Genomic DNA, 12908 nt, shown 5'->3' on the forward strand with positions numbered 1-12908 from the left:
GTAGCATTCTTATTTTTTTGACTCATCGTGTGAACCCTTTAGTTTCATGACTTGATGTAGGTGAATGGTTAGGTACATTTTTTCATCGGCATTGAGACTATAATTGTATTCCTTCTCACAATACTTGGCAATTGTATCAACACATCGATTGAACTTGAGAATACTTGCGCGAATTTGTTTGATAAAACTATCGCTTGTCTCAAGGGTTTGAGGTGTATTACTATGAAAAATATTATGGGCAAGATATTTTAAATGGGTAATTAAACGTCGATGACTCAGACTGTTTGTTTCAATGGTGACATTTAACTCTGAAGCGATGATTGTCATCACATCGTTTAAAAATTTGACGGATTTATTCGCATAATATTTCTCGCTGGATGACGATGCGTTTACGATATGAATTGTGAAATAGGTTGCCTCTTCTTCTGGAAGTCGAATGCCAATTTTTCGTTCGATATAATCAAGCGCCCACAGTCCAATTTCATATGCTTCAGGGAAAAATAACTGCATATCATTTGATATACTTGGCATTGTGATTCCTTGATGTACCCGCTCAATCGCATAGGCAATGTGATCGGTAAGACTGATATTAATTTTGTCATCGATTGTTTCATTAAGTTGTGTTGCGGCGTATTCTGCAATATCACGGGTTATTTCAAAATACAGTACAGGATACTGTTCAAGCATTTTTTCAAATGCAGCCATGTTGTCATCAAAAATCACAAATGACTTCTCAATCTTTTGAGCATCAATTGTCTCTCCTGCCTTCATATGAAAGCCAACACCAGGTCCAGTTACAATGGTTTCTTTCCCATCCATCACAGTTTGGACACAATTGTTGTTGAAGATTTTACGAATTATCATCGAACCCCTCCCCCAATAATACACGTCTATTTTAATCGATTTATATGCTTTACTTATTCAATTTATTATATCGTAGAAATCGTTGATTTCATAGGATGCAAATTTTTATTATAATCAAATTCACTGCATTTGTATGGGTATAAAATAAACAACATGCAAGCAATCTATCCGATAGACCCCTTGCATGTTATTCCATCATTTATCTTATTTTAAGAGCTTGATAAACTCATCTGAAACAAATTGAACGTAGGGTCCGATGATGACTTGGACACTTGTTTTTCCTGGCTTCACGATGCCAGAAATTCCTGCTTCTTTGATCCGTTTGTCATTCACAATTGATTGATCTTTTACTTCCAATCTTAATCGTGTTGCGCAATAATCTGTTGAAGTGATGTTTGATGGACCTCCCAATCCATCAAGGATAATTTGTGCAACTTTTTTATAATCGTCTTTTCCATTTGACTGGGTATCTAAGATCGCATCCAGATCATCTTCATTCACTTCACGACCTGGAGTCATAATATTGAACTTCACAATCACAAATCTAAACACGACATAGTAGAGTGCAAAGAACACAATTCCTTGTATCATAAGCATAAAGGGTTGATTTGCAATTGGCACCTTTAGACTCAAGATAAAGTCAATAAATCCGGCACTGAATCCAAACCCTGCTGTCCAATGAAACGTTGCAGATACAAACAATGATAGACCCGTTAAGAGTGCATGTAAGAGGTATAATAAAGGTGCAGCAAACATAAATGAAAACTCAAGAGGTTCTGTTACACCGGTAAAAAATGAAGCAAAGCCGGCTGCAAGCATTAACGAACCAATTTGTTTCTTGTTTTCTTCACGTGCTGATTGGTAAATCGCAATCGCAGCACCTAATAGACCAAACATCATAATTGGGAAGAATCCCGCTTGATACATCCCTGTTACACCTTTAATGCCTTCATTTCCCCAAAAGTTACCAATATCATTAATACCAATGAGATCTTGCCAAAACACTGCATTGAGTGCATGGTGTAATCCGGTTGGAATTAAAAGTCGATTGAATAGTCCAAAGAGTCCTGCCCCTACAGCACCCAGTCCACTCATCCATGTTCCTAATGCGACTAATGCATCATAAATTGCTGGCCACGCATACAATAGAATAAATGACACAACAATCATCACAACGGATGTCACAATTGGTGCGGATCGTTTACCACTGAAAAAAGCAAGTGCATCGGGTAATTTAGTTTGTGAGAATCGATTATAAACAAGTGCTCCAATAACTCCGGATAGAATTCCGATAAATGCATTGTTTATTTTCGCAAATCCATCGCTTATTGCATCTACAGGGGTTCCTGTAATCATGGACACGACTTCCGTGCTGAGCAAGGTTGTCACCATCAAAAAGGCAACCAGTCCACTGAGGGCTGCTGCACCATCATTATCTTTTGATAATCCATAGGCAACCCCCACTGCAAAAATAATGGGAACACTGTCAATGATTGCACTTCCTGATTTTATTAGAAATGCAGCCAATTGACTGTCTCCACCCCACCCCACTGGGTCAATCCAATAGCCAATTCCCATTAAGACTGCTGCCGCAGGGAGTACTGATACGGGAAGCATCAAGGCTTTCCCGAGTTTTTGTAAAAATTTCATAAGTCTCCTCCTTCTTCTTGGATAGGCATGAAAAAAAAGGCAAGTTCTACAAACAAAACAGCATCACTGTACTATTTGGGATATTAAACTTTACTTGGGGTTTTCACTCGCAACACTATTTCTTGGGGTGAGGTAATCTTGCTCTAGCCTCTGTCTTTAAAGAAGTTTGGGGATTTCTGTTGTAAACTGATTATCTTAGACCAGCAGAATAAAAAATCACTTTACTTTATGCACAATTAAGTGCTGTATTAAAGTGATTTTTTTTGTATTATTAGTTTAACGAGGTTAATAAAATGGTAGAAACCCCAAGTTTCCAGACCTAAGTTTCTACCAATCCAATACCTCCTATAAAGGAGTAAGAATATGATAACAGTTTTCTCAAACACATTCAATAATAAACAGTTTTCTCAAAAGGAATATTACAAATTTCTCAATTCAATTAATCCAAAAACAATACCTTGTCCGTGCTGTTCAAAAACAGATACACTGATTCGTTATGGATACTATCCGAAAACCATAATTACTGGGCGATTAACCATTGTCGTAGAAATCGCACGTTTCTTTTGTAATCAATGTAAGAGAACTCATGCAATAATACCAAGTAACTTACTTCCCTATTTTCAACTGTCTGTACCCACAATTGAAATAATATTAACCCATGAACTTGATAGCACGCTTTTAACTGATATTGATGAATCAACATATATTCGGATAAAAATACGTTTTAACGATTATGAATCGGTGAGACATTTAAGTTATTTGGAACGATTGAATTACTTCATATTATCCACAAAACGGAATATCTATCATTCCGCCATTACTTCACCAACATGAGAAAAATAGTTTTAACTCCTCAGATTGAATATAATGAAGATGGTTATTTAAATAACAGACAATCATTTTTATATTTAGGAGCAAGATACATAATGAAACCTTATCAAAATAGTCAAAGAGAGGCAGGGTTTCTATGAACGCTAATGCCACTCTTTTAAGTAACGAAAAAATTCTTGAATTATTTAACTTAGAACACCATCAAGTCCAGAAGATTGATATCAAAGGTCAAAGTGACGCATTGAATGTGTACATTACGCTTCAGGTAGAGGAACAAACATGCCCAATTTGTGAAAGCAAAACATCCACAATCAAAGATTATTCTGAAAAGAAGCTTCTCCACTCACTGGTAACACATATACCCTGTTACATTCGTTACCGTGCACGACGTTATAAATGCACAACGTGTAATAAATGCTTTTTTGAACACAATCCATTTGCGTATCGAAATATGAAGATTACTCAGCTGACCGTATATAATGTCCTGAATGATCTTAAATCGCCACATGAAACGTTTACCACAGTTGCCAATAGATATCGGTTATCTCCCACTACAGTATCATCTATTTTCGATTCCCACGTTTCTGTCTCCAGACAAAAACTACCCGCTTATCTGCTTATTGATGAATGTTATGCGTACCACAGTGATCGCAGTGATTATGTATGCGTTCTTATTGATGCAATGACAAAGAATATCGTAGATATATTACCGTCCCGTAAGAAACAAGACTTAGTCGCGTATTTTAGCCAAATCCCCCTTGAAGAACGCAAAGGAGTCTTAGGTATTGGAATCGACATGTGGTATAGCTATAGAGTCGTCGCAAAACAATTCCTTCCAAACGCGTTTATCAGTGTTGATCGTTTTCATGTTTATAGTGATTTAATGAAACGTATCGACTCTATTAGGGTAGACACTATGAAGAAACTAAAACCTCCTAAGAACTGGAAGCAAACAGAAGATAAAGTCAAAAGACAAGAATATTATAAGCGTGACCAGCAATACTATCTGCTTAAAAAGTTCAACTGGTTACTCTATAAAAACCCCAAAGCAACAACCACAGTTAAAGATAAGAAATACAATATATTTGATCCAAATGTACCGAAACAACGCAATAAGAAATTGGGAAAGTTTCTAAACCTTTACGACATAATAGACCTAATTCTTCAAACGAGCAATGGCCTTGAAGATGCATATAACATGAAGTTCTTACTCGATCAATTCTTCAATGAATCAAAAGCTGAGAATGCACACGAGAATCTGAACACACTCATCAGAGTGATGGCTCAGAGTAGAGTTGCATCAATCGTTGATTTTAGCCGAACTTTAGGAAAGTGGAAAAATGAAATTGTCGCAACTTTCAATAAAGTAGAAAAATGCACAAAGGTCACAAATAAGAAAACAGGAGAAACCCATTATGAAGTTTCCATAACACACATAAACAGTGCGTTGATTGAGAATCGAAATCGCATAATCAAGCAAATAAAAAACAATGCAAGTGGCTATCGTAATTGGGAGCGGTTTAGGAATCGTGTGTTGTATGTGCTTAATGAAGACGCAACATATCGAATTAACCCAATAATTAAAACAACCTATGACAAAGGACTCTCTTAAGAAATGACTCATTATTGATATACTATAACAAAAAGAGGGAAGCTATAGTCATGTGCGACTACGCTTCCCTTTGGTCTTTAACAAACTTGTTTGGGGTAACTTACTCCCCAAGTTATTTTATATCATTTTCTGAATTATCCCCAAGTTATTTCAGACCGCCACTATTTGTAGGTCTTGCCTTTATAAGTCACAATCCCATCTACGTGAAGAATAACACATCATGAAAGGGCTGTCAATCTATGAAAAAATGTTATACCTAACGATATTTCACGATGGGTTTCTTTACTTCATGACGATGAATTGTTTCGTGAAAACAGTGTATCCCAGTTGGTTGCCACTGTTTCCAATGTAAAGTGTTCAACACGTTTTGATGCAAGGATTGCCAATTCGCTTCGATACACCTTATCTTCTATGAGTGTATTAATTCGATGTGCTAACGCGTGTTTATCATACTTCTTTACCAGTAACTGTTGCTCTAAATCTTCACCAAGCACTTCTTTAAGTGCGTCTATGTCAAAACCCACTAAGGGAAGTGCAAAACTCATTGCTTCCAATGATACCATGGGCATCCCTTCCCAACGTGATGGTAAGACAAATATTGATGCGGCTTCATAATACGGTCTGACATTATCCGTCGCACCATGAATCACAATATTGTTCTCAAGATTCATGAGGGATACTTGTGTTTTTAGTGCTTCTAAATCAGGTCCGTCACCGACAAGATGCCAGGTCCAATCGGGGTGCTTGTTGAATACATTGGGTAATGTTTCCAAGAAAAGATCAAGGCCTTTGTGTTTAAAAACAACGCGACACACAGTCAATAACTGTTTTGAATCGGGGTTATATTGAGGCTCAATGATATCAAATGTAATTGGATTTACAATGCATGTTGTGTTTAAGTTAAAGTGCGCATCAAATTTCTCTTTGTCTTTGTTGGTTAAGACTACAACAAAATCATACATCGCCATTGCCTGTATAAATGGAGTGTCCAAATGCCACAAATACTCCCCTTCAGTTTTAAAGTATGCGTCAAAGGAGTTATGCATCCATGCACATTTTACACCTTTAAACTCAGTAAGTGCTGAAGATAAGGCAATAGCATACTTCCCTTCTACTCCAATAATGATATCAAAGTCATGTGCATCAATAAATTGCTTTAGTTTTCTATTTGAATGTTTTTCTAATGAAAATGACTCATCATGGATAAAGAGTTCTGGATCGTGAAGTGTATGGATTTGATCACTGAGTGTATAAACTAAATCCTTTGGCTCATAATCAGGATTTGTAGAGATGATTGTGATATCGTGTTCTTTCGACCAATGGTTAGCCATAAAAGTTGTGACTCGGGCAACCCCTCCTATTTTATAGATGGTATTTGTATACAAGCAAATTCTCATGATTCTTCCCCCTTTTTTATATTGTATCTTAAAGTAATTGCTTCATTCAATCAGAGGCAAGCGATTCAAGCATATGGATATTAATTTTAGTCATTGACATGAGGGCTTTGATTTGCGCTTCATTTTGCGTTAACGCATTCAAGTTTTCTGGCACAATTTGCCATGACAGCCCAAATCGATCTTTCACCCAACCACATTGTTCAAATTGTGGATCATCGGATAATTGGTCCCAATAGGTATCAATCTCTTCTTGATTTTTACAATTTATCGTAAATGAAATCGCCTCATTGAATCGAAAGGTTGGTCCTCCATCCAATGCAATAAATTTCTGGTTATTGAGTTCAAATTCTGCTGTAAGAACCTTACCGCTCATACCTTTGAAATGCTCATTTAGCGCTTCATCTGGATAATAGGTAATCTGTGTAATCTTTGAATTTGGAAATATTTTAACATACTCATGGATTGCTTCATCACAGTTATTATCCGCAAACCATAGACAAGGTACAATTTCTAACATTTTGATTCTCCTTTATTGTTAGTTTGATTGTACCACGCGTCCTTCATGACAGCTGTTATAACGCTTTAAATTGTATTTTTGACCTTATTATTTCTTAAATAAAACCATATTTCTTAGTCTACAAGAAAAAAAGTACACATTCAAAAGTAATGGGTTTTGGTGTATAATACTATATAGAGGATTATTATGGGCACAAAAAATAAAACAATCAAAATTTTAATATCAATCTTTGCAGTGACCACCGTTACCTTTATTGCGGTGTTTTATGTGTATGTTTCAGATTATTATCGTGTTGATAGTTCTGCGATTGTATCGGTTACAAACAGTAAATACATTACGCGTGATGGATCAATTACATCACTTGAAACATCACCACCCAGTACGATCGGGTTTATCTTTTATCCTGGTGGAAAAGTTGAGTCGGATGCCTATTTACCCTTATTAAACCTTGTTCGAAACAAAGGCGTTAAACCCTTCCTTGTGAACATGCCATTTAACTTAGCAGTTTTAAACTCTAATGCTGCAACGAAAGTCATTGATAGCAATCCACAAATTACGACTTGGTATATCGGTGGACACTCATTGGGTGGCGCGATGGCGAGTCATTATTTCTCCTCACATACCGATAACATCGATGGACTTATTCTATTGGGTTCATACACCTATGGAGATGTTCCACTCGATCGAACACTCATTATCTATGGCTCAGAAGACATGATTCTTGATACCTCACAAATCACACAGTCTGAAAATGTAACCATCATTGAAGGCGGAAACCATGCTCAGTTTGGAAATTATGGCCCTCAAAGTGGTGATGGCGTTCCAACAATCACTCCGATTGAACAACAAGTCATGACTACCGATATTATAATTGAATTTATATCAGAAGATACTCACCCCAATTAAACCTTGGGGTTTTCTTATCCAAAGGTGATTAAGGTACCTGCACCTTCATGCAGTTTATGGAGTCCATCCAGTGATGTCAAAATTGCACTGGATTGTCGACAGGTTTCCACAAAACTGAGCGCTTGTTTTAAATAGATTCTGATTTCATGTGACTCAATGTCATGATTCGCTAAAAGGGTTCTCACTTTATTTGATCGCATATGTTTGACATGATAACTATTCCCCTTTGGGTCACTGAGTAACAGTGCATCCACTTGAGTAAGCATAAGCAGCACATCTGCTTGAAGCACTTGTGCTAATAGGCTTGGAAACATTTCTTGTGTTGATAACCCATTATGCAAATAATGGTGTTGTTCATACGTAAGCATACAACATGCATCATATACACGGCTTAAAAATTGATGTTGTTTTACCGATTCATGCGTCTGTTCTTGGGTGAACTACCCGCCACTTAGCATACGCTCGAAGTGGGGGCTTCTTGAGAACAAAGCAAACTTAATCGACATTCCTGTCGACCAGCGGTCACTTTTATTTATCAAGCTATCCCCGATGTCCCATCGGTTTATTGTTTTTCATTCTTAGGATTGATGCGAAAGTCTTAATCCTTCATTCAGGATATTGATGCTTGCATTCAAATCACGATCTTGTGTGATGTTGCAGTTGGAACATTCCCATTGACGTATCTCCAGTGGTTTCTTTCCATCATTATGTCCACAGTGAGAACACAGTTGACTGGACGGATACCAGGAATCAATCTTGATTACTTTTTTCCCATACCAATCGGCTTTGTATTCGAGCTTTGCCACAAATTGTGACCACGACACATCTGCAATACTCTTTGAAACCCGCTTCGTCTTCATCATTTCTTTAACTTTTAAGGTTTCTATACAGAGCACATCATGGTTCTCGATTAGCTCCTTACTCACCTTGTTTAAGAAATCATTGCGTCGATTTGCGATCTTCTCATGGATTCGTGCGACTTTTAACTTTTGTTTTTGGTAATTCTTGGCTTCACTCAGCGGGACACCCCGTTTCTTTGCCTCCCTTTTACGTTTTGATAACTTACGTTGTTCTCGTTTCAGTGTTTGTGCTTCTTGGTTCGTAAACCGTGGGTTTGGAATACGTCTTCCATCAGAGAGCACCGCAAAAGCAATCAATCCAAGATCAATCCCAACCTCAGACCCCGTCTTAGGTAGGTGCTCGATTGTTTCTTCGACTAAGAGTGAAACGTGATAGATTCCTGTTGTACTCCTTGATATCGTTGCGGATTTAATATCACCTTTTGGGTGACGATGCATCTTGATTCTCACAAGACTCTTAAGTTTTGGCAGTTTAAGATATTTATGATTTTTAACGGATATTGTTCCTTTTTGATTGTTTGTGGTATAGGACTGCTCCATTTTTCTTGATTTATACTTTGGCTCACCTACCTTTGGATCTCGATAACAATTCTTAAATGCTCGGTCAAGATTCAATTGTGCATTCGCTAAGGCAAGACTGTCTACTTCCTTCAAATAAGGGTAATCTTCCTTATACTTTGCAGGTGTTGGAATTTTACCGTTTGTTGGAAGTCCGTTTCGATAATCCTCATTCATTTGAAGCCGCTCTTCAAGCATGAGGTTATACGTCTTACGAACACAACCAAACGTTTTTGCGAAAAAGATGATTTGCTCTTGGTTTGGATAAATTTTTAAACCTGTAGGCACGTTTCATCGCTTTTCCCCCTGTGTCTCAATATACTGTTTCAACACTTCTAGAGGTGCACCACCAACAGAAATCAAGCAGAAACTCTTTGACCAAAAAGCATCTTTCCAAAGGGATGCTTTCACTTCTGGAAATTCTTTCTTAATCAATCGACTGCTTGCACTTTTGTAAGCATTGATAAACTTGCTAAGCGGTGTATTTGGATGGGCTTTGAATAGAATATGAACATGGTCAACATCATGATTCCATTCAGTACAGGTGATATTGTAGTTTGGAGCAATAGAAACAAAGATTTCATGAGCCCGTTTCGAAATTGAATCGTTGATGACTTTTCTGCGATATTTTGTGACAAAAACCATATGATATGTCAATAAAAACACAGAATGAGCATTATTGTCTAAAACCTGCATATTATGCACTCCCCTTACATTTCTACTGACTATATTATATCATGATTTAAGGGTTAAAGACAGCCAATTCATCCCCCACTTATAGAAGTCGGAGACTTCTTGGCATTTCTGTTAAATTTAATACGATGTACACTATCAAAATCGCGATAAATGGTCTCGGTCTTATTTATGACCAATGAATTTGGTTCATAAATCACAGTACAATCACATTGTCTTTTGTTAAATGCTTCTTGAAACGCTTTCTTGAGGTTTAGCCCTTTTTTGTCAATAGAAATCGCTTGTTGGTTCTGTGTTGACTGGATGGTTGGTGGCAGGGTTAGGATTACATGATCGTCTATGTTGATATATGAAACAATTTTAGAAACCGAAGTTTGTATCCTTGGATTAAGTTTGTTATCACCTTCTTCGAATAGGTTTTGATTTAAAGCAATTACAAAAATACTCATGATGCCCCCTTTTGAATCTGCATTAAACGTTATAAAATCTATTGGCAACCGTCCCAATAGATGATGAATGATTATTTATAGGTGTTCTTATTTTTTATAAGATTATGTGGTCAACATCCGGCCCTTTATTCGCTATACGAGGTTTTTTTATATGCTGTTAACATTTAGGTCTAGAGGTATAAGTTTTACCACTCTGTACTGTCGTCAAGTCAGAACTTATCCACAATCAAAGGTTACAGCCGATTTTATTTAGGTCAAAGGAGTAAGCATATTTGCTGTCTTTTTTAGCTCCCTTTGATGTGAAAACGAGTGTATATTATTTGGGAATATCGCGTTACTTCACAAGAGCCGGATGAGTTGACCTACAAGTGTTAAGTGCTTCATATGCATGAAGCAAATCTAAATGAATACTGTTAGTTTCAAGTTAATCAAGCACTTATGATTTGTTGAGCTAACATGTATCGGTGTGGTTTGATTGATTGATTCGCAATAAGGCTTTTTTAGTTCAATCAAGACCCTCTTAATATCACCTGTGTCACTGGTGTGTTAAGCCAGTGGGACCCTTTCAGATATTAAGAAAATGAATAATGCGTGCAAGTCGATATCGATGACTATATCGATGTGTGGTTTTGGTTGTTCCAATTTTGATATATATCATATCTATACCTCCTTACACCTAAAGTCTAGCAAATATGCGGTTATTTAGCGTTGGCATATTGTCTTAAGTTATGCTATATTTTTATCACGGGGGGATAAATATCATGAATGTCAAAACCATTTTGAATTATCCATCGTTGGCTAATGCACGTCTTGTTGCTGGATTCAACGGTGTTTTTAATAAAGTAGGATCTGTGATGATCTTAGAATCTCCAGATGTTGAACACTGGGGAAAGCGATACGAAGTCATTGTAACGAATTACTTTGCACTGAGTAAACTGGATTCTGTTGAACTTGAGGAATTCTTCAATAAACTCATGGGCATTGGAATCAGTGCCATAATATTTAAGTTGAATCGAATGGTCTCTTCGATCCCTGACTTAATGATATACTTTTGCAATCAATTAAACATACCGCTTATTACGATAGATGAATCCGTGAATTATGAACAACTTATGATTGATATCATGGGTCCAATTATTGATGAACATGCGAGTCTACTCCAGCGTTTTTATACAACACACCAACATTTTTTAAACTTAGAATTACAATTACCTTCTATTGAAGAAGCATTGGAAAGCATTGAAGCTTTGCTTCACAATAAAGTCGCTTTTGTGGATGATACTGAAGATACCTGTGTTGCATCAGATCCGACAGTCCATTTCACAACACAAAAAGAAGATTTAGGCATCGACAATCGATTTGTTGTCCATACCTATGATCGAATCACTGGAACACTTAACGATAAAACAGAAGTCCAAGGGTATGCAGTATCAATTCCAAATCTGGAAAATAAATCGTATAAACTCTTAATCTTTGAGACACAACAGCCCTTAATCAGTGAAGATTTTATGATTATCGAAAGTGCTGTGAGTTTCTTACAAACTGCATTGCTTCATAAGTATTCATCCCAACGCACACAATTCATTCATAAAAATAACATTATGATGGACTTACTGAATGCGCGCTATTATGATGCTTTTGAACAAAATGAAATGCTTACAATGGTCAATTTAAATCACAAGAAATACTATCAGGGCTTTATGATATCGCTCCAACAAACCAAGGAATCAGAAATTGATTTATCAAACCATATCATTTACTTAATATCGCAACGATTCCGCTCAAAGTATCCACATTGTGCTTTTTTTGAAAAAAACTACGCAATTACATTCTTATTTAATCATGATAATGAGAATGGGCTTGATAAAAGCACCCTTGATCACATCATCCGTGACATTATCGATCAATACGCGTCATCGTTTAACTTTTATCTTGCAGTGAGCCAACCACATCAAAAAGAAACACTGTATCGCATCAACAAAGAATGTCTGAATACGATGAGTGTTCAGAGAAAGTTTGATCAAGCGAACCAGGTTGTTGCATACCAAGATTTGAATATATTACGGGTCTTCTTGGAAACAAATACCCTCCATCGTATTGATGATTTCGTGCCAATAAAATTCACACGTCTTCGTGATGAGAAACCCGAACTATACAACACACTGCATGCTTTTATTCAGTTTAATCAAAACCATGTTCAGGCTGCAAACTACCTGTTCTTACACCCAAAAACTGTGCGGTATCGTCTTGAAAGAGTCAAAGAGATCCTTGAAATCGATTTTAATAACCCGAATGATGTCTTTGAATGTGCCTATTCATTAAGAGTGCTTAACCTCAAAGATTCCATTAACTAAAAAAAGGGGGGGTTGTTTCTTGTATACACGCCCCTTCACTGATTAATCGATTAATATAAGATATACATCAGATTGTTTCGTGAAGCTTACGATTCAGTCTGTGTTAATGCTGATCATACAACACTATTCTGTGTCACCAAATCAGGTGTCACACTAAACACGTGTCATAAACAACAAAAAGGATCAATTGTAGGGTTTTAAAAACCACCACTTGATC

12 protein-coding genes are annotated in these 12908 nt (G+C 36.8%); 4 read left to right on the forward strand and 8 right to left on the reverse strand.

Translation table 11 applies throughout. From position 1 onward, the window contains the following. Positions 1–9: 9 nt before the first annotated feature. Both AOC36_RS07365 and nagE read right to left on the reverse strand, forming a co-directional pair. Complete coding sequence (locus AOC36_RS07365) at positions 10–864, reverse strand: PRD domain-containing protein (protein ID WP_067632932.1); 855 nt, start codon at positions 862–864, stop codon at positions 10–12. A gap of 204 nt (positions 865–1068) precedes the next feature. Further along, a complete protein-coding gene (gene nagE / locus AOC36_RS07370; protein WP_067632935.1) occupies positions 1069–2514 on the reverse strand; it encodes an N-acetylglucosamine-specific PTS transporter subunit IIBC in 1446 nt (481 codons plus the stop codon). A gap of 363 nt (positions 2515–2877) precedes the next feature. Between nagE and AOC36_RS07375 the strand changes: the two genes are divergently transcribed. After that, positions 2878–3348 (forward strand): DUF6431 domain-containing protein, encoded by a 471-nt coding sequence (locus tag AOC36_RS07375; RefSeq protein WP_067629969.1) that lies wholly within the window; start codon positions 2878–2880, stop codon positions 3346–3348. A gap of 133 nt (positions 3349–3481) precedes the next feature. Next, positions 3482–4957 (forward strand): ISL3 family transposase, encoded by a 1476-nt coding sequence (locus AOC36_RS07380; RefSeq protein ID WP_067629964.1) that lies wholly within the window; start codon positions 3482–3484, stop codon positions 4955–4957. A 287-nt stretch (positions 4958–5244) separates the two neighbouring features. Here AOC36_RS07380 and AOC36_RS07385 read toward each other — a convergent pair whose 3' ends face one another. Together AOC36_RS07385 and AOC36_RS07390 are read right to left on the reverse strand one after the other, a co-directional pair. After that, positions 5245–6354, reverse strand: a complete 1110-nt coding sequence (locus tag AOC36_RS07385; RefSeq protein WP_067632937.1) for a glycosyltransferase — start codon at positions 6352–6354, stop codon at positions 5245–5247. A gap of 46 nt (positions 6355–6400) precedes the next feature. Continuing rightward, positions 6401–6871, reverse strand: coding sequence for a VOC family protein (locus AOC36_RS07390; RefSeq protein ID WP_067632939.1), 471 nt, complete (start codon positions 6869–6871; stop codon positions 6401–6403). Between the two features lie 186 nt (positions 6872–7057). On the opposite strand from AOC36_RS07390, the gene AOC36_RS07395 reads away from it, so the two are divergent. Further along, the gene (locus AOC36_RS07395; protein WP_067632942.1) at positions 7058–7777 is read left to right on the forward strand and encodes an alpha/beta hydrolase; all 720 of its coding nucleotides are present in this window, start codon (positions 7058–7060) and stop codon (positions 7775–7777) included. Positions 7778–7791: 14 nt separating this feature from the next. Here AOC36_RS07395 and AOC36_RS07400 read toward each other — a convergent pair whose 3' ends face one another. The 4 genes from AOC36_RS07400 to AOC36_RS07415 form a co-directional block, all read right to left on the reverse strand. Continuing rightward, positions 7792–8145, reverse strand: coding sequence for an amino acid kinase family protein (locus tag AOC36_RS07400; protein ID WP_067632944.1), 354 nt, complete (start codon positions 8143–8145; stop codon positions 7792–7794). Between the two features lie 210 nt (positions 8146–8355). Further along, positions 8356–9483, reverse strand: a complete 1128-nt coding sequence (gene tnpB, locus AOC36_RS07405; protein ID WP_067632946.1) for an IS200/IS605 family element RNA-guided endonuclease TnpB — start codon at positions 9481–9483, stop codon at positions 8356–8358. Positions 9484–9486: 3 nt separating this feature from the next. After that, the gene (gene tnpA / locus AOC36_RS07410) at positions 9487–9891 is read right to left on the reverse strand and encodes an IS200/IS605 family transposase (RefSeq protein ID WP_067632947.1); all 405 of its coding nucleotides are present in this window, start codon (positions 9889–9891) and stop codon (positions 9487–9489) included. A gap of 68 nt (positions 9892–9959) precedes the next feature. After that, positions 9960–10337: a hypothetical protein gene (locus AOC36_RS07415; RefSeq protein ID WP_067632948.1), complete on the reverse strand. Its 378-nt coding sequence runs from the start codon at positions 10335–10337 to the stop codon at positions 9960–9962. Positions 10338–11098: 761 nt separating this feature from the next. Between AOC36_RS07415 and AOC36_RS07420 the strand changes: the two genes are divergently transcribed. Then, complete coding sequence (locus AOC36_RS07420) at positions 11099–12691, forward strand: PucR family transcriptional regulator (RefSeq protein WP_067632949.1); 1593 nt, start codon at positions 11099–11101, stop codon at positions 12689–12691. Positions 12692–12908 lie beyond the last annotated feature (217 nt).

It is taken from the genome of Erysipelothrix larvae (genome assembly GCF_001545095.1).
In the GTDB taxonomy this organism is placed as follows: Bacteria; Bacillota_I; Bacilli_A; order Erysipelotrichales; family Erysipelotrichaceae; genus Erysipelothrix; species Erysipelothrix larvae.

Bases quoted from the DNA above. Each gene is read 5' to 3' on its own strand.
- AOC36_RS07365 (WP_067632932.1), bottom strand. From the start codon at position 864: ATGATAATTCGTAAAATCTTCAACAACAATTGTGTCCAAACTGTGATG.
- nagE (WP_067632935.1), bottom strand. From the start codon at position 2,514: ATGAAATTTTTACAAAAACTCGGGAAAGCCTTGATGCTTCCCGTATCA.
- AOC36_RS07375 (WP_067629969.1), top strand. From the start codon at position 2,878: ATGATAACAGTTTTCTCAAACACATTCAATAATAAACAGTTTTCTCAA.
- AOC36_RS07380 (WP_067629964.1), top strand. From the start codon at position 3,482: ATGAACGCTAATGCCACTCTTTTAAGTAACGAAAAAATTCTTGAATTA.
- AOC36_RS07385 (WP_067632937.1), bottom strand. From the start codon at position 6,354: ATGAGAATTTGCTTGTATACAAATACCATCTATAAAATAGGAGGGGTT.
- AOC36_RS07390 (WP_067632939.1), bottom strand. From the start codon at position 6,871: ATGTTAGAAATTGTACCTTGTCTATGGTTTGCGGATAATAACTGTGAT.
- AOC36_RS07395 (WP_067632942.1), top strand. From the start codon at position 7,058: ATGGGCACAAAAAATAAAACAATCAAAATTTTAATATCAATCTTTGCA.
- AOC36_RS07400 (WP_067632944.1), bottom strand. From the start codon at position 8,145: ATGCTTACGTATGAACAACACCATTATTTGCATAATGGGTTATCAACA.
- tnpA (WP_067632947.1), bottom strand. From the start codon at position 9,891: ATGCAGGTTTTAGACAATAATGCTCATTCTGTGTTTTTATTGACATAT.
- AOC36_RS07415 (WP_067632948.1), bottom strand. From the start codon at position 10,337: ATGAGTATTTTTGTAATTGCTTTAAATCAAAACCTATTCGAAGAAGGT.
- AOC36_RS07420 (WP_067632949.1), top strand. From the start codon at position 11,099: ATGAATGTCAAAACCATTTTGAATTATCCATCGTTGGCTAATGCACGT.